The 26,437-nt window shown below is 63.9% G+C and carries 15 protein-coding genes; 4 read left to right on the plus strand and 11 right to left on the minus strand.

Translation table 11 applies throughout. The features are described from left to right. Positions 1 to 496: 496 nt before the first annotated feature. From ACM2ZB_RS21390 to ACM2ZB_RS21425, 8 genes are all read right to left on the minus strand, one after another. The gene (locus ACM2ZB_RS21390; RefSeq protein ID WP_416056897.1) at positions 497 to 2,602 is read right to left on the minus strand and encodes a M13 family metallopeptidase; all 2,106 of its coding nucleotides are present in this window, start codon (positions 2,600 to 2,602) and stop codon (positions 497 to 499) included. Between the two features lie 190 nt (positions 2,603 to 2,792). Beyond that, positions 2,793 to 5,807: a TonB-dependent receptor domain-containing protein gene (locus ACM2ZB_RS21395; protein ID WP_416056898.1), complete on the minus strand. Its 3,015-nt coding sequence runs from the start codon at positions 5,805 to 5,807 to the stop codon at positions 2,793 to 2,795. Between the two features lie 335 nt (positions 5,808 to 6,142). Next, positions 6,143 to 6,955, minus strand: coding sequence for a hypothetical protein (locus ACM2ZB_RS21400; protein WP_416056899.1), 813 nt, complete (start codon positions 6,953 to 6,955; stop codon positions 6,143 to 6,145). 63 nt (positions 6,956 to 7,018) lie between these two features. After that, positions 7,019 to 8,998: an alpha/beta hydrolase family protein gene (locus ACM2ZB_RS21405; RefSeq protein WP_416056900.1), complete on the minus strand. Its 1,980-nt coding sequence runs from the start codon at positions 8,996 to 8,998 to the stop codon at positions 7,019 to 7,021. Positions 8,999 to 9,093: 95 nt separating this feature from the next. Then, the gene (locus tag ACM2ZB_RS21410; protein WP_416056901.1) at positions 9,094 to 11,916 is read right to left on the minus strand and encodes a TonB-dependent receptor plug domain-containing protein; all 2,823 of its coding nucleotides are present in this window, start codon (positions 11,914 to 11,916) and stop codon (positions 9,094 to 9,096) included. Between the two features lie 333 nt (positions 11,917 to 12,249). After that, entirely contained in the window at positions 12,250 to 15,054 is a 2,805-nt protein-coding gene (locus ACM2ZB_RS21415) for a TonB-dependent receptor domain-containing protein (RefSeq protein ID WP_416056902.1), read from the minus strand. 379 nt (positions 15,055 to 15,433) lie between these two features. After that, positions 15,434 to 18,247, minus strand: a complete 2,814-nt coding sequence (locus tag ACM2ZB_RS21420) for a TonB-dependent receptor domain-containing protein (protein ID WP_416056903.1) — start codon at positions 18,245 to 18,247, stop codon at positions 15,434 to 15,436. Positions 18,248 to 18,609: 362 nt separating this feature from the next. Continuing rightward, positions 18,610 to 21,405 (minus strand): TonB-dependent receptor plug domain-containing protein, encoded by a 2,796-nt coding sequence (locus ACM2ZB_RS21425; RefSeq protein ID WP_416056904.1) that lies wholly within the window; start codon positions 21,403 to 21,405, stop codon positions 18,610 to 18,612. Positions 21,406 to 21,582: 177 nt separating this feature from the next. Here ACM2ZB_RS21425 and apbC point away from each other — a divergent pair, with 177 nt between their 5' ends. Both apbC and dcd read left to right on the plus strand, forming a co-directional pair. Continuing rightward, entirely contained in the window at positions 21,583 to 22,473 is an 891-nt protein-coding gene (gene apbC / locus ACM2ZB_RS21430; RefSeq protein WP_416056905.1) for an iron-sulfur cluster carrier protein ApbC, read from the plus strand. Between the two features lie 82 nt (positions 22,474 to 22,555). Beyond that, positions 22,556 to 23,128 carry a dCTP deaminase gene (dcd, locus tag ACM2ZB_RS21435; protein WP_313441151.1) on the plus strand — a complete coding sequence of 191 codons (573 nt, stop codon included), beginning with the start codon at positions 22,556 to 22,558 and terminating at the stop codon, positions 23,126 to 23,128. A gap of 64 nt (positions 23,129 to 23,192) precedes the next feature. On the opposite strand, the gene ACM2ZB_RS21440 is transcribed toward dcd, so the two are convergent. Genes ACM2ZB_RS21440 through ACM2ZB_RS21450 form a run of 3 tightly spaced genes read right to left on the minus strand, consistent with a single transcriptional unit; the run spans position 23,193 to position 24,466 of the window. Next, complete coding sequence (locus ACM2ZB_RS21440) at positions 23,193 to 23,360, minus strand: LiaI-LiaF-like domain-containing protein (protein ID WP_313441149.1); 168 nt, start codon at positions 23,358 to 23,360, stop codon at positions 23,193 to 23,195. A gap of 15 nt (positions 23,361 to 23,375) precedes the next feature. After that, entirely contained in the window at positions 23,376 to 23,798 is a 423-nt protein-coding gene (locus tag ACM2ZB_RS21445; protein WP_416056906.1) for an HIT domain-containing protein, read from the minus strand. Further along, entirely contained in the window at positions 23,795 to 24,466 is a 672-nt protein-coding gene (locus tag ACM2ZB_RS21450) for a dienelactone hydrolase family protein (protein WP_416056907.1), read from the minus strand. The genes ACM2ZB_RS21445 and ACM2ZB_RS21450 overlap by 4 nt, the downstream gene beginning before the upstream one ends. A gap of 575 nt (positions 24,467 to 25,041) precedes the next feature. On the opposite strand from ACM2ZB_RS21450, the gene ACM2ZB_RS21455 reads away from it, so the two are divergent. Beyond that, a complete protein-coding gene (locus ACM2ZB_RS21455) occupies positions 25,042 to 25,752 on the plus strand; it encodes a hypothetical protein (protein ID WP_416056908.1) in 711 nt (236 codons plus the stop codon). A 166-nt stretch (positions 25,753 to 25,918) separates the two neighbouring features. Then, positions 25,919 to 26,437 carry a hypothetical protein gene (locus tag ACM2ZB_RS21460; protein ID WP_416056909.1) on the plus strand — a complete coding sequence of 173 codons (519 nt, stop codon included), beginning with the start codon at positions 25,919 to 25,921 and terminating at the stop codon, positions 26,435 to 26,437.

Here is a 26,437-nt window from a genome sequence, read left to right on the forward strand (position 1 = left end):
GCTTCCGCCGGGCATGGCCCGGCGCTACTGGATGGTGAGGCATGGGCACGGGATGCACGCGTCACGCGGCTTCCGCCGGGCATGGCCCGGCGCTACTGGATGTGAGGCATGGGCACGGGATGCACGCGTCACGCGGCTTCCGCCGGGCATGGCCCGGCGCTACCGGATGGTGAGGCATGGGCACGGGATGCACGCGTCACGCGGCTTCCGCCGGGCATGGCCCGGCGCTACTGGATGGTGAGGCATGGGCACGGGATGCACGCGTCACGCGGCTTCCGCCGGGCATGGCCCGGCGCTACTGGATGGTGAGGCATGGGCACGGGATGCACGCGTCACGCGGCTTCCGCCGGGCATGGCCCGGCGCTGCTGGATGGTGAGGCATGGGCACGGGATGCACGCGTCACGCGGCTTCCGCCGGGCATGGCCCGGCGCCATCAAAAACAAAGGCCCGGGAAATCCCGGGCCTTTGAAGGTTCACCTTGGCCTCAGCCGTGGCTTACCAGATCACCACCTGCTGGTCGCCGCTGCGGGCCATCGGGGCGCCAGCCTTGCACTGGAAGGCGGCCGCGAAGGTCGGCAGGTTCGACGGTGCGCCCATGGCACGGAACTGCGCCGGGGCGTGCGGGTCGGTCGCCAGGCGGACCTTGGCGTTTTCCGGGGTGTACTTGGTGCGCCACACGGTGGCCCAGTTGAAGAAGAAGCGCTGGTCACGGGTGAAGCCGTCGACCTTCGGGTCTTCCTTGCCGGCGGTGGCCTTCTGCAGTGCATCGTAGGCCGTGGCCAGGCCACCCAGGTCGGCGATGTTCTCGCCCAGGGTCAGGTGGCCGTTCACGGCCTGGCCATCCACCTTGTACTGGTCGAACTGCTTGACCAGCTTGCCGGTCAGGCCTTCGAAGTTCTTCTTGTCAGCCGGGGTCCACCAGTCTTCCATGTTGCCGGTCGGCCCGAAGCGTGCACCCTGGTCATCGTAACCGTGGGTCATTTCATGGCCGATCACCGCACCGATGCCGCCGTAGTTCAGCGCGTCGTCGGCCTTCGGGTCGAAGAACGGCGGCTGCAGGATGGCGGCCGGGAACACGATCTCGTTCTGCAGCGGGTTGTAGTAGGCGTTGACCGTCTGCGGGGTCATGCCCCACTCGGTCTTGTCCACCGGCTTGCCGATCTTGGACAGGTTGAACTTGTAGTTGAACGCATTGGCTGCGCGCACGTTGCCCAGGTAGCTGTCGCGCTGGGTTTCCAGGCCCGACCAGTCACGCCACTTGTCCGGGTAGCCGATCTTCGGGGTGAAGGTTTCCCACTTGGCGATGGCCTTGGCCTTCGTCTCCTCGCTCATCCAGCTCAGGCCCTGGATGCGTTCCTTCAGCGACGCGGCCAGGTTCTTCACCAGCTCTTCCATCTTCGCCTTGGCTTCCGGCGAGAAGGCAACCTTCACGTAGAGCTGGCCGAAGGCCTCGCCGGCATCGTTTTCGATGGTGCCCAGCACGCGCTTCCAGCGCGGCTTCTGTTCCTTCTGGCCGTTCAGGGTCTTGCCGTAGAACTCGTAGTTCTCCTGCACGAAGGCATCGGCCAGGTACGGCGAGGCGCTGTCCACGGTGTGGAAGCGCAGGTAGGCACGCCACACCGACGCATCGGTGTCGGCCAGCGCCTTGCTCACTTCTTCATGGAAGGCCGGCATGGCCAGCGAGAACTTCTCCGGCGCGGCCACGCCCTGCGACTTGAAGAACTCGGTCCAGCTGAAGTTCGGGGTCAGCTTGTCGGCGTCGGCCAGGGTGACCGGGTTGTAGAACAGTTCCACGTTGCGCGACAGCTCGACGCGCGACTTGGACGCCTTGGCCAGGCGGGTCTCGAACTTGACCACGTCCTCAGCCTGCTTGGCGGCATCGGCGGCGGCCACGCCGGACAGTTCCAGCACCTTGGCGACGTGCGCCTGGTAGGCCTTCAGCTTGTCGGCGTTCTTGGCGTCGGTGTAGTAGGTGGTGTCCGGCAGGCCCAGGCCGCCCTGGCTGGCGTAGGCCATGTTCACGGCCGAGTTCTTGAAGTCGGCTTCGGCGCCGAAGCCGAACAGGATGTTGTCACCCTTGGCAGCGCTGGTGCGCAGGTAGTCGGCGATGGCCGCCTTGTCCTGCAGGCCGTCGATCGCGGTCAGGTCGGCCTTCAGCGGCTCGATGCCCTGGGCGTTGATCTTGGCTTCGTCCATGCCGGTGGCCCACAGGTCGCCGACGATCTTCTCGATGTGGCTCGGGCTCTTGACCTGGGCGACCTGCTCGGCCAGCTGGTGCTGCACCGCTACCGAACGCTCGTCGAGGATGGTGAAGGCGCCCCAGCTGGTGCGGTCGCCCGGAATTTCGTTGGCGGCCAGCCACTTGCCGTTCACGTAGTCGCCGAAGGCGCCACAGGCATCCAGCTTGCTGTCCAGATCGCTGGCCAGGAAGGCGTTGTAGGCCGGCAGCTTGCTCTCGTCCAGCTTGTAGTCGGTGGCCTGTTCGGTGGCGGCCGGCGTGGAGGCGGCGGCATCCTTTGCCGGGGTTTCGGTCTTGCCGCAGCCGACCAGCGCGGCCGAAACGGCCAGGGTCAGCAGCACGATCTTGGGAGTACGGGTCACTTGAATGGCCTCCAGGCCGAGTGAGTCAGGGAAGAGCCGCCGGGACGGCCGTGGGCCGAACAATACGCCGCCGGCCCGTGCTGCAAGGGTGTCGAAGGTCATGGCCGGGCGCAAGGGGGCCGGGCCGGGGCCGGAAAAAGACAGACCCGGCAAAAGCCGGGTCTGTCGGGGTGTTGCGGTTCTGGATGGATCAGAACTTGTAGCTGGCGCCCATGTACATGTAACGGCCGACGTTGTCGTACATCGCCGAACCGACGTCGGAGCCGAAGTAGTTCACCGGCGGATCCTTGTCGAAGGCGTTGTCGATGCCCATGTAGACGTCGATCTTGTCACCCGGGAAGCGGTAGCCGAACTGGAAGTTGTGGTAGGTGTACGAGCCGTTGCGGATCGGGCTGGTCTGGCCCGGGTTGGCCTGGTAGCTCTTCGGCTGCACGCGCAGGTTCGGGCCGACGTAGGTCATGTCCCACGACGCGCGCCACTGGCCCAGCGAGTACTTGGTCTGCAACTGGCCACGCCAGCGCGGATCGGTCACCCAAGTGACGTTCTCGTCGTATTCGTTCGGGAAGGCCTGGAAGGCCCACTCGCGCGACTGCAGCAGACGGGTGCCCACCAGGCGGATGACGGTGTCACCCTCGGCCAGCTTGAAGCGGTAGTCCATTTCCAGATCGACGCCGACGCGACGCGAGCGGGCCAGGTTCTCGTTCAGTGCAACCCAGCGGCTGATCGAGTATTCCGGGAAGGTACGGCCGCCAGCATCGGTCTTGCCGCCCACCGGTGCGCGTTCGATGAAGCCGCAGAAGCTGTTGTTGATGCCCCCCGGCGAATCCACGCAACGGGTTGCATTGGTTTGCGCGGTCACCGCACCGATGGCGTCCTTCAGGCTGATCCACCAGTAGTCGATGGACATGCCGAAGCCCTGCAGGAAATCAGGCTGCCAGACCAGGCCATAGGTGAAGCTGCGAGCGCGTTCCGGCTTCAGGTCCGGATTGCCGCCGCTGACGCCCGGGCGGGTGGCGGTGTAGGTGTCGACCCAGCCGACCGGCACGCCCAGTGCCGAGCAGTTGGCCTGGCGCAGTGCCGGGTCCGCTGCGGTGTTCGGGCGGTTCGGGTTGGTGGCCAGATAGTTGCAGGGGTCGTTGACCGTGGCGAAGTTTTCGCTCTGCGGGTTGTACAGCTCACCGATGCTCGGTGCGCGCACTGCCTGCGACAGGGTACCGCGGGCACGCAGCGACGGAATGATGGTCCAGTCCAGGCCCACCTTCCAGGTGGTGGTCTTGCCGATGCTGCTGTAGTCCGACCAGCGGCCTGCGGCGTCCAGGGTCAGGTTGTAGATGCCCGGGATGTCGGCCAGCAGCGGCACGGTGGTTTCAACGAAGGCCTCGCGCACGTCGTACTTGCCCATGCGGTTGGGGATGGCGTTGAGGAAGGTCAGGCCCTGTGCGGCCAGCGGATCGGTGATTTCGCGGCTCTTCTCGCGGCGGTACTCGACACCACCGGCCACGCCGACGTCACCGGCCGGCAGGCTGAACAGCGAGCCGTTGGCCAGCGATGCGCTGAACACCGACTGCTGCAGGCGCGAGTAGTTGAACGAATCGACGTTCATCCAGTCACGCGCGGCCTGGGTCACCGCGCCGTTGCCGAACACCGAGAACGGCACGCAGCCTTCGCGGGCGAACTGCGAGTACACGCGGTTGCCGTTGTTGGGGTTGGTCGCGTTCGGGTTCAGGGTGGTGCGGCAGACGATCTGGCCGTTGGCCGGGTTGACCACGGTATCCAGGCCAGCCTGCCAACGCTCGTTGATGCGGTTGTTGAGGTTCCAGCGCTTGACTTCGCTCTGGCCCCAGTTGCCGTAAACGTCGTAGGTCCAGTTCTCGGTCAGGTTGCCTTCCACGCCCAGCACGAAGCGCTGGGTGTTGCGCTCCACGTGTTCACCACGCTGGCCGGCGTCGACGTTGAAGCGGCTCAGGGTCAGCTGGCTCAGGCCGGCACTGGTCATCAGCGCGCGCAGTTCCGGCGACACGTAGGCGTTGTCGCGCTGGATGCGCAGGGTCTGGTCGAACGACGGCTGTGCCAGGAAGTCGGACACCGTTTCGGTGTACTTGCCTTCGAAGTACAGGCGGTGGTTGTCGGTCAGGTCGAAGTTGACGACCGTGTTGATGCTCTTGCGGTCGAACTTCGGCTGCAGGTCGGCAACCGAGTTCAGGTCGGCGAAGTCACAGTCCACGCAGCTGGTCGCGCTGACCACGGTGCCGTCATAGCGCTGCTTGCGGAAGGTGCCGTCCGGGTTGAACTGGTAGCGGTTGCCCCAGGTGGCCGAATTGTTCGGGTTGAAGGTACCGATGTTGAAGGTACCGCCGAAGGAGATCGAGTGGTTGCCGCCCGGGCCGGACAGGATCGTTTCCGGGTTGCTTTCGCTGGACGGCTTGGTGTTGTCGTAGTTCGGGTTGCGCACCGACACCAGGAACTCGTTGCCGATGGCACGGTCGGTGCGGACGAAACGGTCCTGCTTGCTGTATTCCAGGGCGACGGCAGCGTTGCCGCGGCCACCGGCGAAGTCGGTGCCGGCCGAGGCGCTGATGAAGGAACGGTTGAAGCCGCCTTCGCTGGCCATGCCGGTCTGACCGCGCACTTCGGCGCCGTCGAAGGACTTCTTCATGATGAAGTTGACCACGCCGGCCACGGCGTCGGCGCCGTACACGGCCGAGGCACCACCGGTGATCACTTCCACGCGCTCGATCCATTCCACCGGAATGGTGTTGACGTCCACCGCCGAGGAGCCGGAGGTCGCGCCGACGTGGCGGCGGCCATTGACCAGCACCAGGGTGCGCGAGGTGCCCATGCCACGCAGGTCCATCAGGCCCACGCCGGCGGTGCCGATGAAGCGGGTCGAGTTGCCCAGGGTATAGGTCGGGGTCAGTGCCGGCAGGCGGGTCATCAGGTCGCCGATGTTGTTCGCACCGGTGGCGCGGATTTCCTCGGCGGTGATGGCGGTGACCGGGGAGGGGGTCACGAAGCCGGTACGCGCGATGCGCGAGCCGGTCACGCTGACGCGATCCAGGTCGATCGGGTTGGAACCGGAGCTGGCTTCCTGGGCCAGGGTCGGGCCAGCAGCGGCCATCATCAGACCGACCAGCAGGGCGTTGGTCAGCGGGTGGCGGCCGGGAGTGCGGTGGTGCGTCATCGAGTGAATCCCCCTAGTGGACAAAATGCTCTCGCTTCCATGCAGTTGTTATGTTGATGTTCAGATGTCGTCCTGACTTGACTCGAACCTAACATGCACTTAACGAGAAATGCATGTTTCCGTCACGGTTTGACATAAGGCGTATGGTTTCGCTACATCAAATTGCAACAAATACAGTCACTTGGTCTCAGTTGTGATAGATCCGTCGAGATCGCGCAGCAGATGCTGAATGGGCTGTTAAGGTCAACTTTGCGCAAAGTGGCGGTTGCCTTTGCACGAAAAAGGCCCCCGGGCGGGCGCCTGGGGGCCTTCGTTGTCCTGTGGCCTGTCCTGCGCGTTCAGCCGCAGGCAGGGCGCGGTCAGGGTTTGACCGGTCCGTCCTGCAGGGTGGGCATCTCGGTGCCCGCGTCCGGTTCGGGCAGTTCGCCCTGCGGCTTCACTTCGGGAATGCGCGAGGCAGCGGCGTCCTTCGGCAGCTGCTCGACGCCGCCCACGTTGACCGAGCCGATCCGCGGCTTCTTCCAGACCGAGTCGTGCCAGGCCTGGTAGCGCGCCGGGTCCCAGTAGCGCTCGTCGTAGAACTTGGAGCCGTCGATTTCCTGCGGACCGGCCGGGCCGGGCACGATGATGCGCAGGGTGCCGGTGAAGCCGGTACGGCTGCCAGTCGTGGCACGCCGCTCACGGCGCAGCACCGCAGCGATGCGCGGCTGCGCGGCGGCATCGCCGTAACGGGCGTAGATGGCTTCGCCTTCGCTCACCGCACGCGCGCGTTCGCCTTCATCCAGCTGCTTCCAGTAGCGTTCGCGCATTTCCAGGAAGCCTTCGTAGCCACGTTCGGCGGCCAGGTCCATCCAGGCATAGGCCAGCGCGCGGTCCTGGGCCGTGCCATCGCCGTTCCACAGCATCTCGGCCACCATCGCCTGCGATGGCTTGTCGGCGTACTGGGCGGCGTACTGGAAGAAGCGCAGCGCGTCCTCACGCTTGCCGGCCTTGTACTTCTCCAGCGCCAGCAGCCGGAAGCGCAGATCCGGATGGCCGTTGAGGAAGCCGGCGGTGATCATCAGCTTGTCCTGGGTGGGATCGGGCGGGGCCGGATCGTTCGCCAGCGCGTTCGTGCACATCAGCAGTCCGGCCAGCAGGGCCCCGGTCGCCATCCATTGCGGGTATTTCATCTGCGGTTTCCAAAGGTGCGTGGTGAGGACCGGGCGGGCAGCGCCCGCCCGGCAATGCCAGGCTCAGGGGCTGGAGGCGTTGCCGCCGCCGGCACCGATGTGGCGGTCGAAGAACTTCAGCATTTCCGTATACAGGTTGACCCGCGCGTCTTCGCCATAGAAGCCGTGCATTTCCCCGCTCTGGATGATCATGCCCTCGGGCGTGTTGCCGGCGGCGATCAACGCCTTGTTCATCAGCTCAGTCTGCTCCGGTACGGCACGTACGTCACGCGCGCCGGCGGCCAAGTACACCGGGATCTTCACCTCGGCCGCGCGCAATGCCGGCGAAGCACGGTTCCAGTCGGCGCGTTCGGTGCCGTGGGTGCGGCGAAGGAAGCGCAGGCCCGATTCGCGCTGCGGGATGTCGCCCTTCTTGAACAGCATGTCGATATCGTAGACGCCCACATAGCCGAAGGCGCACTTGAACAGCCCTGGCTCGCGGATCGGCGCCATCAGCGCCGAGTAGCCACCGAAGCTGCCGCCGTAGATGCAGATGCGGTCGCGGTTGGCGTAGCCGTTGTCGATGGCCCAGTGGGTGGCTTCCAGGATGTCGTTCTGGATGCCCTGGTCCCACTGCCGGTGGCCGGCATCCTCGAAGGCCTTGCCGTAGCCGGACGAGCCACGGAAGTTGACCTGCAGGGTGGCGTAGCCGCGGTTGGCGAACAGCTGCGCTTCCGGATTGAAGCCCCAGTTGTCGCGCGGGCCGATCGGGCCGCCGTGGGGGTTGACCACCAGCGGCAGGTTGCGCCCGTTGGACCCGTTGGGCAGGGTCAGGTAGCCGAACACCTTGCGGCCATCGCGGGTGGTGATGCTGAACGGCTTGATCGACGCCATGTTCTTCTTGTCGATCTGCGGCCGGCGCGACATCAGGAAGCGGGCCTTGCCGGTGTCACGGTCGTACAGGTACAGCTCGCCGGGATTGTTGTCGCTGTACACGCTGACGATGATCCTGCGGCCATCCTGGGTGTAGCTGGAGAAATCGACCATCTGCCCTTCGAACGCCGCCGCCAGCGAGGCGTACAGCTCGGCATCGGGGTGGTCCTCGTTGATCAGCTTCACGGCCGGCGCACCGGCTTCGGTCACCACGCCGATCAGGGTGCTTTCGTCGGTGGACCAGATGTAGTTGGATACCTCGGCCACCGGGTCCTGGAACAGTGACTTGAAGGTGCCGCTGGCGGTGTCGAGGATGCCGACCGCGGCCGGTGCCTTGCCATCGTTCTCGGTGGCGTAGACGGTGCCGGTGTTGGTGGTGGTGATCACGTCCAGGTGCTTGCCATCAGCCTTGGACGCATTGAGCAGGGTCCAGCCGCTGCCGTCGCGGCGGTACAGCTCGCTGCGCTCTTCGTACTCGCCTTCTTCGTTGCGGCTGGAGCTGCAGATGGCGAAACGCGGATCCTTGGCTGCATCCAGGGCGATGCTGCAGTTTTCCTTGGGCGCACGACCCAGCGAGGTACGGCGGCCGCTGGTGGTGTCCATGCGCACGATCTCGGTGTTGCCGCCCTCGGACGAGCGCGCCGAGGTGACCTGCATGATCACGTTCTGGTCGTCGTTCTTCAGCGTGTCCAGCAGCGAGAAACTCTCGCGGCCGACTTCCTTGCCGCGCTGGGTGGCATCGCGGGTGCCGTAGTAGATCAGCGGGCGCGCCTGGCTGCCGTCGGCGTTGACCGCATACCACTCGCCGGTGGACATCGGCGAGGCGTAGCCGCCCAGCTTCTTCACCGCGTTGAACAGCAGGCGGTCGGGGCTGGTCCAGTAGAACGAGCCGATGCTCTTCTTGTCCGGTAGCGCGTGCACCTTGACCGGCTTCAGGTCGCTGGTGCGGATGACCGTCAGCACGTCCTGGTCGCCCTGGTCGACGGTGATGGCCAGGTACTCGCCGTTGGGTGAGATCTTCACCGTGCCGTAGGTGGCATGGCCGACGAAATCCTTGACCGGCTGCTGGGGGGCGGCGGCGTGGGCGGACGGTGCAGCCGCCGCGATCGCCAGCGCGAGGAGGGACAACATGCGCTTCATACGCATTCTCCGGAAATGGGGGCAATGGGTGCCCTGCAACGCGAAGAGCCCGGCAGGGCCGGGCTCTCCGTTGCAGCCTGGAACGATCAGTTCAGCTTGTACTCGAACTGCACGAAGATCTCGCGACCGATCGCGCTGTAGTTGTAGAAGAAGAACGGATAGGTGTTGTAGGTATCGTCCTTGGGCGCCAGTTCGTCGAAGACGTTGTTCACGTACAGGCCGATGGTGGCCTTGTTGGTGATCTTCTTCTGGATGTTGGCGTTCCAGATCACGTAGGAGCCGATGCGGCCGGTTTCAGCCCAGTTCGGCAGCGAACCCCAGCGGTAGCCGTACACGGTGGCACCCCAGTCGTCGCGTTCCCAGCTGGCGGTCCAGTTGATGCGGCTGCGGAAGTTGAAGAACTGCTTGTGGTCACGCACGTTGCGCGTGCCGCTGCCCGGGAACTCCTGGTCTTCCAGCTTCAGCACGTGGGTCCAGTTCAGGCCCAGGTCGAAGTTGCCCCAGCGGTCGGTGTCGATCTTGTACTTCCAGGCCACGTCCAGGCCGGAGGTCTTCTGGTTGGCCTGGTTGAACGGCACCGAGTGGTAATCGACCACGTACTCGTCTTCACCGGTGGTCGGGTTGATGCCATCGCGGCCGACCAGGCTGCGGAAGTAATCGCACGCGGCCGAGGTGCCATCCACCGGTGCGCCGTCGCGGGTGCGGCCCAGGCGGCAGTCGGCTTCATTGCGCATCAGGTAACCGAAGGCGATGTCCTTGACCGCACCTTCCAGCTCGATGTTGTAGTAGTCCACGCTCAGCGACATCTGGTCCATCACGTCCCAGACGAAGCCGACGGTGGTGGACTTGCCGGTTTCTTCCTTCAGGTTGCGGTTGCCCTGGCGGTCGCCCTGGATGGAGTAGGTGTAGTCGGTGCCCGAGCCGCAGTCGGTGTTGCTCAGCGGGTTGAGGCCATCACGACGGCAGCGGTATTCGTCCAGCGCGCCGTTGAGGAAGAAGCCCGACGGCTGGGCGAAGATGTAGTGCATGTCCGGTGCGCGGAAGCTGGTGGCGTGGGTGGCACGCAGCAGCAGGCTCTGTACCGGGCGGTACTCCAGGCCGGCCATCCAGGTGGCGGCACCGTCGACCGAGCTGGCGTCGTCGTACTTGTCGTAGCGACCGGCCAGGTTGGCCTTCAGGGTGCTGAAGATCGGCACGCTGAACTCCAGGCCCGCCGCGTAGCGGTTGCGCTCGCCGCCGCCGCCGGTGGCGGTACGGCCCAGCGGGCCGCCGGTGCCGGTGTAGTCCTGTTCCATGCGGAAGTCCGGCGAGATGTCGTACTTCTGGCGGGCAGCTTCCAGCACGCCGGCCATGGCCAGCGGGCCGGCCGGCAGTTCGAACAGGTCACCGCTGATGCCGAAGATGGCCTGCGAGGACTGCGAATCGGCGGTGCTGGAGAACTTGTCGCTGAACGAAGCAACCTGCTCCGGGGTCAGCGGGTTCATCAGGCGATCGACGTTCAGACGGTAGATCGGCAGGCCGTTCGGGCGGGTGCCCAGCTGCGGACCGTAGAAGAAGTCGCGCACGCGGCTGGCCACCGGCCAGTTGAAGTTGTCATCGGCGCTGTAGCGCGAGTGCGACAGGGTGGCATCCCAGTCGAACTTGTTGGCGATGTTGCCGCGCAGGCCGAAGGCCACGTCCAGCGACTTTTCGACGTAGTTGTTCTGTGCACCGATGTTGCCCACTTCCGACGGGGTCAGGATGCGCTGCACGTTACCGACGGTGCCACCGAACTGCGGATCGTAGTGGTTGGTGATGCCCAGGGCGCCGCCGCTGGCGAAGAAGCGGGTGGCGCCGGCCAGCTTGGCTTCCGAACGCGACGCGCTCAGCTGGCCCCAGGCCTGCAGGCCGCCGTTGAAATCGTAGGTGCCGTACAGGTAGCCCGACTGGGTGCTGTCGGAATTGCGGATCGACTGCGTGGCCGGATAGCCGAAGTAGCCGCAGCGGTTGGGCGCGGCAACGGTCGGTGCGGACTTGTAGGTTTCGAAGTCGGCGAAGCGGCCGCAGACCTCATCCAGTCCACCCGGTGCCGGCCATTCGCGGATCGCACCCGCGCCGCGGTTGACGGTGAAGCGCACCGCTTCCACCGCGGTGGCGTCGGCCGGATCCACCGACGGATCGTCGCGGTAGGAATCCATGAACTTGCGCTGGCTGGCGTAGATCGCCTCGCGTTCCATGGCCTCGAAGGCGTAGGTCAGGCTCCAGTTGCTGCCGGTCTTGCCGCCCACCCACTGCAGGCGGCCGGAGTCACCGCCGCCGCGGGTGGTGGTGCCGCCGCGCAGGGTGATGGTGTCGCCTTCGAAATTGGTCTTCATGATCACGTTGACCACACCGGCCACCGCGTCCGAACCATAGATGGCCGACGCGCCGCCGGACAGGACTTCGATGCGGTCGATCGCCGCGGCCGGGATGTTGGCCAGGTTCACCGCGTTGGACTGGCCGTTGTACGGCAGCGGGTAGTCGGTGGCGCGGCGGCCGTTGATCAGCACCAGCTGGTAACCCGGGCCGAGGCCGCGCAGGTTCAGGAAGCTGGCGTTCTGGGTGAAGCTGCCCGAGGACAGTTCGTTCTGCACCGAGCCGGTGAACTGGCTGAGGGTGGTCAGCGCGTCATAGACGGTGTTGAAACCCTGCTTTTCGATGTCCTGCGAAGTCACCACGACCACCGGTGCCGGGCCTTCGACCTCGGCGCGCTTGATGCGCGAACCGGTGACCGTGACCTTGTCCAGCTGGGTGGTGGTGCCGCTGTGGCCAGCGGTCTGTTCCTGGCCGCCGGCGTCCTGGGCGAAGGCAGGTGCGGCGACCGAGACAACCAGGGCCGAAGCCAGTGCGAAGCTCAGCGGGTTGCGGCCGAGCAGCTTCCGATGCGTCATGAGTGGAATCCCCTTGAATTCATTCCGTTCGCACCTGGCGTCCTCGGGCGTCGTGCCCGGGTGGCGTCAATGTGCCCCTTGAAAAGTGAACTGGTTCACGATTACCGGCTTCACGAGCCGATGACCTGAGATTAACACGAGCTTAACTCGGCCAGTCAAGTGTTCATCATCAAGTCATAAAGACATGATCGGCAAAGTGGTTTTTCCAGCTGTTTTTCAGGGGTGTTGTTCGTAAGTTGTTGAACTAACGTATGTTTTCCTGGTGGCAGGGCCCCGCTCGCAAAAAAAAGACCCCGCCGAAGCGGGGTCCCGTGGAACGCACGTGCAGGGCGCTTACTTGGCGCCGAACTCATACTTGGCCTGCACGTAGACCGCGCGGCCGTAGGCGCTGTACAGGTAGTTGTTGTACGGCTGGCCGCTGGTGCCGGCGAAGCTGTAGCGCTGGTTGTCAGGCAGCTTGTTGAACACGTTGTTGACCATCAGCGACAGGGTCAGGTTGTCCATCGCGCGGTAGTTCACGCTCAGGTTGTAGGTGGTGTACGAACCCCACTTGCCAGCCTTGTAGCCGGACGAATGGACGTAGTCGTAGCCGTTGCCCAGGTAGGCCATGTAGTTCGGCGTCTTGCCGATGTAGTTGGCATACAGGGTGGTGGTCCACTTGTCCTTGGCCCAGCCGATCGAACCATCGGCGCGCACCTTGGCGTAGGAGTCGTACACCCACATCGCGTACGGATCACGCAGCAGGTCCAGGTACTCGTCGCCCGGCTGCGGCTGCAGTTCGCGCTTGAGCATGTCGGTGTAGTTGCCGGCGAACTGCAGCGAGCCGAAGCGGCCCAGGTCCTGCACGTACTTGAAGCTGGCGGTCAACGCTTCCAGGTTCTGGCGCGCAACGTTCATCTTCGGGGTGTAGATCTCATCAAGCACGCCCGAGGCGTCGCGGGTGATCCAGTCATCAACGTTCTGGCAGCTGGCCGAGGTGTTGTTGGTCTGGCCGTTGCGGCAGTAGTACTCGGCCAGCAGCAGCTGGTCGGAGCTGAGCGTGTTGACCTCGTTCTTGATCTTCCAGTTGTAGTAGTCCACCGACACCGACAGGTTGTTGATCGGCGCCCAGACGATGCCCGCGTTCCAGACATCGGCGGTGATCGGCTGCAGGTCCGGGTTGCCGGACTGGGTGCCGAACACCGAGGTGCTGTCATACGGGCAGCCGGTGGTGTTGGCCGGGTCGTAGCCCAGCTGGCCGCAGCGGTAGTAGTCGGTGGCACCGTTGGCGTAGTAGCCGCTGACGCCCTGGAACGCATCGGACAGGGTCGGCGCGCGGAAGGCGGTGCCGTACTTGCCGCGGAACAGCAGGCTTTCCACCGGACGGAACTCCACGCCCACGCTGTAGGTGGCCTTGTCGATGGTGCCGCTGCCGATCTTGAAGGCGTCATAGCGGCCCGAGCCAGTCACTGTCAGCGTATCCAGCAGCGGCATGCGCAGCTCGGTGGTCACCGCGTAGCTGCTGCGGTGGCCGGCGCCAGACACCGCAGTGGTGCCCCACACGCTGCCATCGACCAGGCGTGCATCGGGGGTGTAGTCCCAGCCTTCGCTGCCCCCTTCAACCACCACCGCGAAGCCGGCATCGCCACCGGGCAGCTTGAACAGCGAACCGTTGGTGACCTGGGCACGCAGCAGGTTCTGCCAGGTGCGGCTCTGGCTGTAGGTGTAGCCGGTGAAGCTCTGGAAATCACCGCTGGGCAGCGGCGAGTAGAAGGCTTCCCAGTCCGGGCTGTAGATGTCGTAGCCGGTGCTGGTGGTGCCCAACACCGGGCCCAGCACGCGCTGCTCGAAGTAGTCGTTGATCGGGTCGTTCCAGCGCACGAAGTTGCGTTCGGTCAGCTTGTATTCGCCGCGGGTGAAGCTGGCGCTGTAGTCCCAGTTGCCGGCGGTGCCGCGGCCGCCCAGGGTGACCTGATAGGCCTTGTTGCGGTCGGTGTTCATGATGTCGCGGTAACCACCGCCACCGATGTCCTCCGGCGCGAACACGCGCTGCAGGTTCATGTACTGGCCGCTGTCCTGGTCGTAGAAACGGCCCCAGCCGGAGGAGGTGCCCCACCAGGTGTAGCCCGAACCGGTCGCGTACTTCACCTCTTCCAGGCTGTACAGCGCATCGCCGAACAGCTGGAAGTTGTCGTTCACGTCGAAGGTGGCCGAGCTGTAGATCTGACCGCTTTCCTTGCCGTTCTTGATGGTCTTGTAGCCGGTGCCGTACACCGAACCGCAGGCCTGGCCGGTCGGCCGGGTGCCGAGCACGGTGGTGCCACCGAACTGCCCGGCCACGTTGGCGCACAGGTTCGGATCCATCATCGCGTAGCGGTTGCTGTTGGCCGGCAGCAGCACCAGGAAGTCGTTGGACACGTACTGCGGGCTGTAGCCATCGGGATTGTTGACCTTGGTCAGATCACGCTGGTAACCCCAGATCGGGCTGGTCTTTTCGTACTGCACGTTGACCAGCGCATTGAAGCGGTCGTCCTTGGAATTGAACCCGCGGGCGCCGCTGAAGCGGAAGCTGTTGCCGCCCCCTTCGCTGTAGGCGCCGCCGCGGATGTTCAGCACGCCGCCATCCATGCGTTCCTTCAGGATGATGTTGACCACGCCGGCGATGGCGTCCGAACCGTACAGCGAGGACTGGCCACCGGGCAGGATCTCGATGCGCTCGACGATGTCGATCGGGATGCCGCTGATGTTGTTGAAGGTGTCGCTGCCGTTGTACAGCGCCGGATACGAGAGCATCGGGCGGCCGTTGATCAGGTACTTGGTGTAGCCCGGGCTGAGCCCGAACATGCCGGCCGCTTCGGCACCCTGGGTGAACGACGCCGAGGTCTGGCCGCCCTGCAGGCCGCCGGTGGACAGCGAGGACTGCTGCAGGACATCGGCCACGCTGGTGAAGCCGCGGGTCTGGATGTCTTCGGCGGTGACGGTCAGGACCGGAGTGTGGTTCTCGATCTCGGTCTGCGGGATCAGCGAGCCGGTCACGGTGACACGGTCAAGCTGGGTGGGTGCGTTGTCCTGGGCCAGGGCGGTGCCGGTGGCCAGCAGGGTGCCGAGCAGGGCGAGGGTCAGCGGGTGGCGCGAAAGCGTGGAGCGTTGGCGAGACATGGAGGATCCCCGTATGTGCAGAGTCTTGGCTGCGTCCTCCGTGACGGCTTCACTGTTCGTTCAGTTGCAATCCATTCATCCGGACCGTAACACGGTGTTAACGGGATCAACACGCGGGTGTCACATGCCCGCAGCCGCATGCCCTGGAAAATGCGTTTCAAATCAGCCGCATAACCCATATGTTTTGAAATGTTTCAAAAGATGCCGATGCGAAAGCCTGTTTGTCGATCATGAAATAATCCTTCAAATTCATGGGCTTGCATAAACTCCGGTGGAAATCCGGTGTCTTTCATTAATGAGACATCCGGGCCTTTCATGTCCCGGAAGAGCAAAAAAAAGGCCCCGCCGAAGCGGGGCCTCCTGTTCATCGTTGCAGCACTTACTTCTTGCCGAATTCGTACTTGGCCTGTACGTACACGGCGCGGCCGTACGGGTTGTAGATGCCGCTGTTGTACGGCGCACCCACGTTGCCCGCGTAGCTGTGGGCCTGGCCGTCGGGCATCTTGTTGAACACGTTGTTGACCATCAGCGACAGGGTCAGGTTGTCCATCGCCTGGTAGTTCACGCTGAGGTTGTAGGTGGTGTACGAGCCCCACTTGCCGGCCTTGTAGCCGGAGGAGTGCACGTAGTCGTAGCCCTTGCCCAGGTAGGCCATGTTGTTGGGCGTACGGCCGATGTAGTTGAAGTACATCGTGGTGGTCCACTTGTCCTTGGCCCAGCCGATCGCACCGTCGGCACGCACCTTGGCGAACTGGTCGTAGACATACATCGCGTACGGGTCGCGCAGCAGGTCCAGGTACTCATCGCCCGGCTGCGGCTGCAGTTCGCGCTTGAGCATGTTGGTGTAGTTGCTGGAGAACTGCAGCGCACCGAAGCGGCCGATGTCCTGCACGTACTTGAAGCTGGCCGTGACCGCCTGCAGGTTCTGGCTGGCGATGTTCATCTTCGGCGTGTAGATCTGGTCCAGCGCACCGGTGCCGTCGCGGGTGATCCAGTCGTTGACGTTCTGGCAGCTGGCCGAGGTGTTGTTGGTCTGGCCGTTGCGGCAGTAGTACTCGGCCAGCAGCAGCTGGTCGGAACTGAGGGTGTTGACCTCGTTCTTGATCTTCCAGTTGTAGTAGTCCACCGACACCGACAGGTTGTTCATCGGTGCCCACACGATGCCGGCGTTCCACACATCGGCGGTGATGGCCTGCAGGTCCGGGTTGCCCGACTGTTCGCCGTACACCGATTCATTGGCGTAGGCGCAGCCGACGGTATCGCTGGGCGCGTAGCCCAGCTGGCCGCAGCGGTAGTAGTCGATCGAACCGTTGGCGTAGTAGCCGCTGCGACCCTGGAAGGCGTCGGACAGGCTGGGCGCACGGAAGGCGGTGCCGTACTTGCCACGGAACAGCAGGCTGTCGATCGGACGGAACTCGACGCCGATGCTGTAGGTGGCCTTGTCCACCGTCGACTCGGCGATCTTGAACGCGTCGTAGCGGCCGGAGGCGGTCACGGTCAGCGATTCCAGCAGTGGCATGCGCAGTTCGCTGGTCAGCGCGTAGTTGCTGCGGTGGCCGGCACCGGACACGGCAGTGGTGCCCCACACCTCGCCATTGAGCAGGCGTGCATCGGGCGCGTAGTCCCAGCCTTCGCTGCCGGCTTCGGCCACGATCGCCAGGCCGGCGTCACCGCCGGGCAGCTTGAACAGCGAGCTGTTGGTCACCTGCGCACGGCCCAGGTTCTGCCAGGTGCGGCTCTTGTTGTAGGTGAAGCCGGTGAAGGTCTGGAAATCGCCGGCCGGCAGCGGCGAGTAGAACGCGGCCCAGTTCGGGTTGTAGATGCTGTAGCCGTCGTCGTCGACGCCCAGCTCCGGGCCCAGCACGTGCGTTGCAAAGTAGTTGTCGATCGGATCGGCCCAGCGCGCGAAGCTGCGTTCGGTCAGCTTGTACTCGCCACGGCTGAAGCTGGCGCTGTAATCCCAGTTGCCGGCGTTGCCGCGGCCGCCCAGGGTGACCTGGTAGGCCTTGTTGCGGTCGGTGCTCATGATGTCGCGATAGCCGGCACCGCTGATGTCTTCCGGCGCGAACGCGCGCTGCAGGTAGATGTAGTCACCGCTGGCCTGGTCGACCACCGGGCCGAAGCCCACGTTGCTGCCCCAGAATGCGTAGCTGGAACCGGCGGTGTACTGCACTTCCTCCAGGCTGTAGAGCGCATCGGCGAACAGCTGGAAGTTGTCGTTGACGTCGAAGGTCATCGACGAATAGATCTGGCTGCTTTCCTTGCCGTTCTTCAGCGTCTTGTAGCCGGAGCTGAAGGGTGAACCGCAGGACTCACCGGCGGCACGGGTGCCCAGCACGGTGGTGCCGCCGAACTGGCTGGCCACGTTGGCGCAGCGGCTCGGGTCCTTCATCACGTAGGTGTTCTGCTTGGCCGGCAGGTAGACCAGGAAATCGTTCGGCGGTACCTGCGGCGAGTAGCCTTCGGTGTTGTTCTGCTTGGTCAGGTCGCGCTGGTAGCCCCAGATCGGGCTGCTCTTTTCGTACTGCACGTTGACCAGTGCGTGGAAGCGGTCATCCAGGGCATTGAAGCCACGTGCGCCGCTGAAGCGGAAATCGTTGCCGCCACCTTCGGTGTAGGCGCCGCCACGGATGTTGATCACGCCGCCATCCATGCGTTCCTTCAGGATGATGTTGACCACGCCGGCGATCGCGTCCGAACCGTACAGCGACGACTGGCCGCCCGGCAGGATCTCGATGCGGTCGACGATGTCGATCGGGATGCCGCTGAGGTTGTTGAAGGTGTCGCTGCCGTTGTAAAGGGCAGGGTAGGACATCATCGGGCGGCCGTTGATGAGGTACTTGGTGTAGCTCGGGCTCAGGCCGAACATGCCCGAGGCTTCGGCGCCCTGGGTGAACGAGGCCGAGGTCTGGCCACCCTGCAGGCCGCCGGTGGTGAGCGAGTTCTGCTGCAGCACTTCGGCCACGCTGGTGAAGCCGCGCGTCTGGATGTCCTCGGCCGTGACGGTCAGGACCGGCGTCTGGTTTTCGATCTGCGTCTGCGGGATCAGCGAGCCGGTGACGGTGACCCGCCCCAGTTCGGTCGGAGAAGCGTCCTGGGCCAGCGCGACGGCGCTGCTGCTGGCGAGGATGAGGCCGCCGATGACGGCACGGGCGAGCGGGTGGCGCGAGAACCGGAAACCATTACGAGACATGCGATTACTCCGTGTGATCGTGACTGACGCGTATTCCCTTTCCTGGGAACCCCTAATTCCTTTCAGCGGCCATGCGGGGGCAGGTGGCGGCATTTGGCGAACGTAACACAGGCTTAACTTGTTTTGCGCGTGCTTGTAATGAATGCCAAGTCGTACATGAAAAGTTAATGAAAAATGTCGCTGAAACAACAACTTGCGATATTGGTACGACTTTGCCGAATCTGGCGGAATGAATATGAAATAAATGAATGGGTATTTAACAATCGAGATGGTCGGCCATTTTGTCCGCAGCGCCGGACATAAAAAAAGGGCCCCGCCGAAGCGGGGCCCTGTTCCGGAATCACACCCGGAAAACGACGGGATTACTTGCCGAAGTCGTACTTGGCCTGCACGTACACGGCGCGGCCGTAGACGTTGTACAGGTAGTTGTTGAACGGCGTGCCGGAGGTGCCCTGGTAGCTGTGAGCCTGCTGCTCGGGCATCTTGTTGAACACGTTGTTGACCATCAGCGACAGGGTCAGGTCATCCTGCACGCGGTAGTTCACGCTCAGGTTGTAGGTGGTGTACGAACCCCACTTGCCTGCCTTGTAGCCCGACGCACCGTGGGTGTACTCGTAGCCGTTCAGGCCAGCCAGGTAGTTCGGGGTGTGGCCGATGTAGTTGGCGTAAAGGGTGGTGGTCCACTTGTCCAGCGACCAGGCCAGCGACGCGTCCGAACGCACCTTGGCGTAGCTGTCGTAGTTCCACATGGCCTTCGGGTTGCCCAGCAGGTCCTGGAAGTCCTCGCCCGGCTGCGCCTGCACTTCACGCTTCAGCATGTTGGTGTAGTTGCCCGACAGCTGCAGCGAACCGAAGCGGCCGATGTCCTGCAGGTACTTGAAGCCGACGGTCACGGCCTGCAGGTTCTGGCGGGCCACGTTCATCTTCGGGGTGTACAGCGAGCTCAGGTTGCCGGCCGAATCACGGGTGACCCAGTCAGCCACGTTCTGGCAGGTTGCCGAGGAGCCGTTCGGCAGGCCGTTGCGGCAGTAGTACTCGGCCAGCAGCAGCTGGTCGGTGCTGGCCGTATCGACTTCGTTCTCGATCTTCCAGTTGTAGTAGTCGGCCGAGATCGACAGGTTCGCCATCGGCGCCCAGACGATGCCCGCGTTCCACACGTCGGCGGTGATCGGCTCCAGGTCCGGGTTGCCGGCACGCTCGGAATAGACCGAAACGCTGTCGGCATAGCGGCAGGCGTCGGTGTTGCCCGGCACGTAGCCCAGCTCACCGCAACGGTAGTAGTCGGTCGAGTTGGCAGCGTAGTAGCCGCTGCGGCCCTGGAACGCGTCGGGCAGGGTCGGCGCGCGGAAGGCGGTGCCGTACTTGCCGCGGAACAGCAGGCTTTCGATCGGACGGAACTCGACGCCCACGCTGTAGGTGGCCTTGTCGACGGTGTTGTCAGCGATCTTGAACGCGTCGTAGCGACCCGAAGCGGTCACGGTCAGCGATTCCAGCAGCGGCATGCGCAGCTCGCTGGTCACCGCGTAGTTGCTGCGGTGGCCATTGCCGGCCACGGCCGACGAACCCCACACATCGCCGTCCAGCAGGCGCTGGTCCGGGCTGTAGTCCCAACCTTCGCTGCCGCCTTCGACGACCACGGCCAGGCCTGCGTCACCGCCCGGGAGCGAGAACAGCGAGCCATTGGTGACCTGCGCGCGTGCCAGGTTCTGCCAGGTGCGTGCGTGGTTGGTGGTGTAGCCGGTGAAGCCTGCGAAGTCTTCCGGGGCGATCGGCGAGTAGAACGCACCCCAGTTGGTGTTGTAGATGCCGAAGCCATCCTTGGTGCCCAGCTGCGGGCCCAGCACCTTGTCGGCGAAGTAGCTGTTGATGGCGTTGCCGAAGCGCTGGAACTTGCTTTCATCCAGGCGGTATTCGCCGCGGGTGAAGCTGACGCTGTAGTCCCAGTCGCCGACGGCGCCCTTGCCGCCCAGGGTAACCTGGTAGGCACGGCTCTTGTCGTTGTTCAGGATACCCTTGTAGCCTTCGCCGCCGATGTCTTCCGGCGCGAACGCGCGCTGCAGGTTCACCAGCTTGCCCGAGCCCTGGTCGTAGAAGCCGCCCATGGTGCTCTTGGTGCCCCACCACAGGTAGTTCGAACCGGAGGTGTATTCGGTCTTTTCCTTGCTGTACAGCACGTCGGCGAACAGCTGGAAGTTGTCATTCACGTCGAAGGTCATCGACGAGTAGAACTGGCCGCTGTCCTTGCCGTTCTTCAGGGTCTTGTAGCCGGCGCTGTAGACCGAACCGCAGGACTGGCCCGTCGGGCGGTTGCCCAGCACGGTGGTGCCATCGAACTGGCCGGCCACGTTGGCGCAGTTGCTCGGGTCCATCATGTACAGCGCGTTGGTCTTGGCATCGATGACGGCGAAGTCGTTCGACGGCAGCTGCGCGGTGTAGCCGTGGGTGTTGTTCTGCTTGGTCAGGTCGCGCTGGTAACCCCAGATCGGGTTGCTGCTTTCGATCTGCACGTTGACCAGGGCGTTGAAGCGGTCATCCAGTGCCGAGAAGCCGTGGGCACCGCTGATGCGGAAGCTGTTGCCGCCGCCTTCGGTGTAGGTGCCGCCACGCACGGACAGGCTGCCGCCTTCCATGTGGTCCTTCAGGATGATGTTGACCACGCCGGCGATCGCGTCCGAGCCGTACAGGGAGGACTGGCCGCCCGGCAGGACTTCGATGCGCTCGACGATGTCGATCGGAATGCCGCTGATGTTGTTGAACGCGTCGCCGCCGTTGTAAAGCGCCGGGTAGGACATCATCGGGCGGCCGTTGATCAGGTACTTGGTGTACCCCGGATTCAGGCCGAACATGCCAGCGGCTTCAGCGCCCTGGGTGAACGAAGCGGAGGTCTGGCCGCCCTGGATGCCGCCGGTGGTCAGCGAGGACTGCTGCAGCACCTCGGCGACGCTGTTGAAGCCGCGCGACTGGATGGCTTCAGCGCTGATGGTCATGACCGGGGTCTGGGTCTCGACCTGGGTCTGCGGGATCAGCGAACCGGTGACGGTGATCTTGTCGAGGTTGGTGGCCTTGTCCTGGGCCATTGCCGGCGAGGCGGCGACCAGTGCGGAGATCAAGGCAACAGCGAGGGAGTTGCGACGTGCAGTATTGCGAGTGACTTTCATGTAGTTCCATTTCAGAGAGCAAAAACAATTTCGGCACTGCGCCCTGCGCCATTCGAGCGGCCATCAAGCAGCCGCAAGCCCAAAAACAGTGCGTACCGAACGTAACATGAACTTAACAATCTGTGCACGAATCTGTAGCAATCCTGAATTTCAGTCAGGCTACGTCCAGCTTGTATGATGTCGGGTTCCCCACCCATCTCTTCGGAGCGCGTAGTGAACAGTTCGACCCGTCGTCCCCATGCCAGCCAGGTGCAGAAGGGCCTGACGCCGCATGCGCGCATCCGCAACGTGATCGCCGTCGGTTCGGGCAAGGGGGGGGTCGGCAAGTCGACCACGGCCGTCAACCTGGCCGTGGCCCTGCAGCAGGCCGGCGCCCGTGTCGGCGTGCTGGATGCGGACATCTACGGCCCCAGCGTGCCGGCCATGCTCGGCCTTTCCGGGCGCCCGGAAAGCCCGGACAACAAGAGCATCGAACCGATGCGCGCGTTCGGCGTGGACACCATGTCCATCGGCTACCTGGTGGAAGACGAGACGCCGCTGATCATGCGCGCACCGCGGGCGACCGCCGCGCTCACCCAGCTGTTTGAAGACACCCTGTGGGACGACCTGGACTACCTGCTGATCGATCTGCCGCCGGGCACCGGCGACATCCAGCTGACCCTGGTGCAGAAGATCCCGCTGGCCGGCGCGGTGATCGTCACCACCCCGCAGGACATCGCCACGCTGGATGCGAAGAAGGCGCTGAAGATGTTCGAGAAGGTCGAGATCCCGGTGCTGGGGATCGTCGAGAACATGGCCGTGCATACCTGCAGCAACTGCGGCCATGTCGAGCACCTGTTCGGCGAGGGCGGTGGCGAGCGCATGGCGGCGCAGTACGGCGTGCCGCTGCTGGGCTCGCTGCCGCTGCAGATCGGCATCCGTGAACAGGGCGATGCCGGCACCCCCATCACCGTGGCCCAGCCCGATTCGGTGGCCGCCCAGGCGTACCGCCAGGCCGCGCAGCGGTTGATCGAGGAAACCGGCAAGCGTCCGCGGGCCTCGATTCCGATCCTGTCCTCGCTTCTCTGACGGCGGCTCGGCGGCGGGGCTGCGGCGTCGCTGCCCGGCCCCCTGCTAGAATCCCCGCGCCCCCTTGTACCCAGGACAGAGCATGAGCATCAAGAGTGACCGTTGGATCCGCCGTATGTCCGAACAGCACGGCATGATCGAGCCGTTCGAGGCCGGGCAGGTGAAGCAGGCCAACGGCCAGCGCATCGTCAGCTACGGCACCTCCAGCTACGGTTACGACGTGCGCTGCTCGCGCGAGTTCAAGGTGTTCACCAACATCAACTCGACCATCGTCGACCCGAAGCACTTCGATCCGGGCAGCTTCGTGGACATCGTCGGCGATGAGTGCATCATCCCGCCCAACAGCTTCGCGCTGGCACGCACGGTGGAGTACTTCCGCATCCCGCGCGATACCCTGGTGGTGTGTCTGGGCAAGAGCACCTATGCGCGCTGCGGCATCATCGTCAACGTGACCCCGCTGGAACCGGAGTGGGAAGGCCACGTGACCCTGGAATTCAGCAACACCACGCCGCTGCCGGCGCGCATCTACGCCAACGAAGGCGTGGCCCAGATGCTGTTCTTCCAGGCCGCGGCCGACGATGTCTGCGAGACCTCGTACAAGGACCGCGGCGGCAAGTACCAGGGCCAGACCGGCGTGACCCTGCCGCGCACCTGAGGCTGGCGCCGGGCGTGGCCCGGCGGTGCACCGTTGGCAAAGGCGGCGCTTGCGCCGCCTTTGCTTATTTGCCGCGTCCGAACAACATGGCGATTCCGACACCGACCAGGCCGACCGGCCACCAGGTCAGGAACAGCCTGGAAACATTCAGGTGCGTCCAGCCCAGGTTGCTGGCGAGCATGAACAAGCCGATCAGGATCAGCAGGATGGCGGCGACGAGGTTGAATCGCATCGGGTCGTCAAAGGCTCAGGGATGGGCCGGATATCCTAGCCGTTCCTTCCAGTAGGCGACATGCTGGTCCAGCGCGGACGCGTCGTAGCGGTGCGCCGGCCCGCTGCCCCAGACCGGGCCCGGCCAGGCCGGGTCGCCATCGTGGCGGCCGATCACGTGGAAATGCAACTGGCGCACGATGTTGCCCAGCGCACCGATGTTGATCTTCTCCACCCCGTCCGAGCCCTTCAGGGCCTTGCAGGCGCGGTTGAGTTCGGTGCGCAGCTTGTCCTGCTGTTCGCCGTCCAGCTCGATCCACTCGGTCACCCCGGCCAGACGCGGCACCAGGACCAGCCAGGGGAATCGTTCGTCGTTCATCAACCGCACTTGCGACAACGGTCCTTCAGCCACCAGCACGCTGTCGGTGGCCAGGCGTGAATCAAGTTCGAAATCGCTCATCCAAGATGCTCCGTGAAGAAGTCCAGGGTGCGTTGCAGCGCCAGGGTGGCGCTGTCTGGATCATACGCATGTCCGACGTCCCGGTTGAAGGCGTGGTCGGCCGGGTAGACGTAGGTGGCCATCTGCGGCAGCTTCTCGCGGTGGGCCTGCACGGCCTCCGGCGGGATGCTCTTGTCCTGGGCGCCGAAGTGGAAGATCACCGGGGCCTTGGGCGTTTCATCCAGGAACTGGACGTTGCGGCCGCCGTAATAGCTGGCCGAGGGCAGGCCCAGGCGCATCGCCGCCAGCAGGGCCACGCTGCCGCCCCAGCAGTAGCCGACCGTGCCGACCTTGCCGTACGGGGCCAGCCGGGTGGCGGCGGCACGTACCACTTCCAGCGCCTTTTCCATGCCCAGCGCGTTGACCCGCTGCAGGCCATCCTTCACGCCTTCGGGGGTATAGGGCAGGGCATCGGGATCGGCCTCGGCGCCGTCCACCAGATCGAAGAACGACGGCGCCAGCACGGCATAGCCTTCGGCGGCGTAGCGTTCGGCCACGCTGCGGATATGCGGGTTGGCGCCGAAGATCTCCTGCACCACCACCAGGCCGGCGCGCGGGGTGCCTTCGGGCAGGGCCTGCCAGGCGCGGACCGGGCCATGATGCGTATCCAGGGTGATCCATTCGGACATCGTCGGGTACCTCGTTGCAGGGGACAGGCCTGCATTGTCGACGCTGGCCGGGTTAGCGGGGTGTCTGCGGCTGTGCGCCATCGGGCGGCTGGCCATTCAGAGCGAGGCCGCCAACCCCGGTATACTGGCGCCCTTTCAGGCCCCGGCCCCCAGGTCCCCCTGCCATGCCGGCAGGGGCCCAGGCCCCCAGAGTCCCGCGATTCCATGTCCCAGCTGAACCCCAAAGTCGGCTTCGTCAGCCTTGGCTGCCCGAAGGTTCGATGAAATATACTTCGCGATGAGGTTTGGCTTCTTTAAGCCCAGCTCAATGTGTAGAGTTGCCAACCTGCAAACAGGGGGCTGGGAGCTTGGATTTACATCGAAGGGACGCGTACATCGTCGCGGTAGCACCAGCTGTCGTTTTCCTCGGGGTCTACGCGTATGAGCGTGGTCGATACTATTTTCTGAGGGTCGCACCTGATTTCATCGACCTGTCGCTGAATCGACTCTTGGCAGGTGGAGCGGCCGTCGGCGCTCTTTCCGCGACACTGGTCGGTTTGACAATATGGATGTGGAAGTACAGCGCCAGTAGGGGCGTGAAAGAAAAGATCTTCGCGGCATTGCTAGCTACCGCGGTTTTTCTCGCGCTTCCAATCGGACTTTGGTTGCAGAAGCTGCCACAATTTTCTGTTGCTTTCGGATCCCCCGAAGCCATACAGATGGATCTTCTTGCAAGTCTCACTTCCCTCGCGGGTACTACCGTAGCGACCTATGTTGTCTACAGCATACGGCGTGTTGCCGAACGCGCGCGTGCGGACTTGGAGAGGTTCGACCGGATCAACGCTGAGGCGATGGAAAGGTTCAGGGCCGCTGTTGCTCGCCAAGGGGGTGAGGCCTACGCTGATGAACCGAGTGATGGTGCAGCCAATGATGGCGATCACAGCCTACTAGGCGAAGAGCAGGGAACAGCCAAGCCAGAAGTTCAGTCCGTACCGTTAAGAACTAAGTTTGAGCGACTGGCTTCCCGTCTGCCGTGGAAGTCCATCGGAGGGGTTGCACTTCTGCTTTGGATGGCGACCATCTTTGCAGGACTCGGTTACCGAGTGGAACGTAGCTACACTTCGCGACTTTGCTTGGCGGATCGCTTCGTGGCGGATGTTCACGGCGGAAGCCTGATTCTGAAGAGCTTTGATGCGAAGACTGGGGAGATCCTCTCGCCAATAAAGGTTGTGGAGTTGAAAGACCTTGATCTAGATGGCTGCTCGCCTCGACTAGTCGGTGCTAGTGGTTTGGTCCTATGGCCTTAGACATCACCATCGAACCACCAATCATCGCGGCTGCTCCAAAGTTCGCTGAAGGATACTTCATGGCTCGAAGGGCTCCGGGAGAACTGAGAACCTATACTGTCCGCTAGCTGCGATGCACCCCCGACACTGATAGGCTTAGTGCTCACTTTCCGCATGGATGCTGGTCATGTCGCAAGCCACAGACGCTCAGCCCGAACAGCCAACCTCGCTGTACCTGGGTGAATTTCAAAGTTGGTTCTCTGTGCTGAATGCAGAGAGTCCTCGCGGCGCTGTGCTCACTGCAGCGTCCATCTTGGATTCGTTGCTTGAAGGGCTGCTCCGGGCGTTCCTGGCACCAAACCCTGGTAGCAAGAAACTCCTCGATGGCTTCAATGCGCCGTTCGGTACGTTTTCGTCAAAAATCGCGGCTGCGCACGCTCTTGGCTTGATCACTAGCGTGGAGTTTCACGACCTAGAGCGGATCCGAAAGATCCGCAACGAGTTTGCCCATGAGATCCATGTTTCGTTTGAATCGCCAAGTGTGCATGGGCTTTGCGTCAAGCTTGAGTCCTCGCCGGAATGGGATGACAACCCGCCCAAGGAACTCATGTCAGGCCACATGCTTTTCATTTCTGCTGCGGCGGTCCTCATCCTGACGGCACGCATTAGGCGGGATAGTGTCGTCCAGCTGGTGACACGTCCCTAG

This window comes from Stenotrophomonas maltophilia, assembly GCF_047782825.1.
Lineage (GTDB): Bacteria > Pseudomonadota > Gammaproteobacteria > Xanthomonadales > Xanthomonadaceae > Stenotrophomonas.

What these genes read in the sequence shown, in the direction of transcription:
- ACM2ZB_RS21400 (WP_416056899.1), bottom strand. Translation starts at nt 6,955, where the DNA reads ATGAAATACCCGCAATGGATGGCGACCGGGGCCCTGCTGGCCGGACTG.
- ACM2ZB_RS21405 (WP_416056900.1), bottom strand. Translation starts at nt 8,998, where the DNA reads ATGTTGTCCCTCCTCGCGCTGGCGATCGCGGCGGCTGCACCGTCCGCC.
- ACM2ZB_RS21410 (WP_416056901.1), bottom strand. Translation starts at nt 11,916, where the DNA reads ATGACGCATCGGAAGCTGCTCGGCCGCAACCCGCTGAGCTTCGCACTG.
- ACM2ZB_RS21415 (WP_416056902.1), bottom strand. Translation starts at nt 15,054, where the DNA reads ATGTCTCGCCAACGCTCCACGCTTTCGCGCCACCCGCTGACCCTCGCC.
- ACM2ZB_RS21420 (WP_416056903.1), bottom strand. Translation starts at nt 18,247, where the DNA reads ATGTCTCGTAATGGTTTCCGGTTCTCGCGCCACCCGCTCGCCCGTGCC.
- ACM2ZB_RS21425 (WP_416056904.1), bottom strand. Translation starts at nt 21,405, where the DNA reads ATGAAAGTCACTCGCAATACTGCACGTCGCAACTCCCTCGCTGTTGCC.
- apbC (WP_416056905.1), top strand. Translation starts at nt 21,583, where the DNA reads ATGTCGGGTTCCCCACCCATCTCTTCGGAGCGCGTAGTGAACAGTTCG.
- dcd (WP_313441151.1), top strand. Translation starts at nt 22,556, where the DNA reads ATGAGCATCAAGAGTGACCGTTGGATCCGCCGTATGTCCGAACAGCAC.
- ACM2ZB_RS21440 (WP_313441149.1), bottom strand. Translation starts at nt 23,360, where the DNA reads ATGCGATTCAACCTCGTCGCCGCCATCCTGCTGATCCTGATCGGCTTG.
- ACM2ZB_RS21445 (WP_416056906.1), bottom strand. Translation starts at nt 23,798, where the DNA reads ATGAGCGATTTCGAACTTGATTCACGCCTGGCCACCGACAGCGTGCTG.
- ACM2ZB_RS21450 (WP_416056907.1), bottom strand. Translation starts at nt 24,466, where the DNA reads ATGTCCGAATGGATCACCCTGGATACGCATCATGGCCCGGTCCGCGCC.
- ACM2ZB_RS21460 (WP_416056909.1), top strand. Translation starts at nt 25,919, where the DNA reads ATGTCGCAAGCCACAGACGCTCAGCCCGAACAGCCAACCTCGCTGTAC.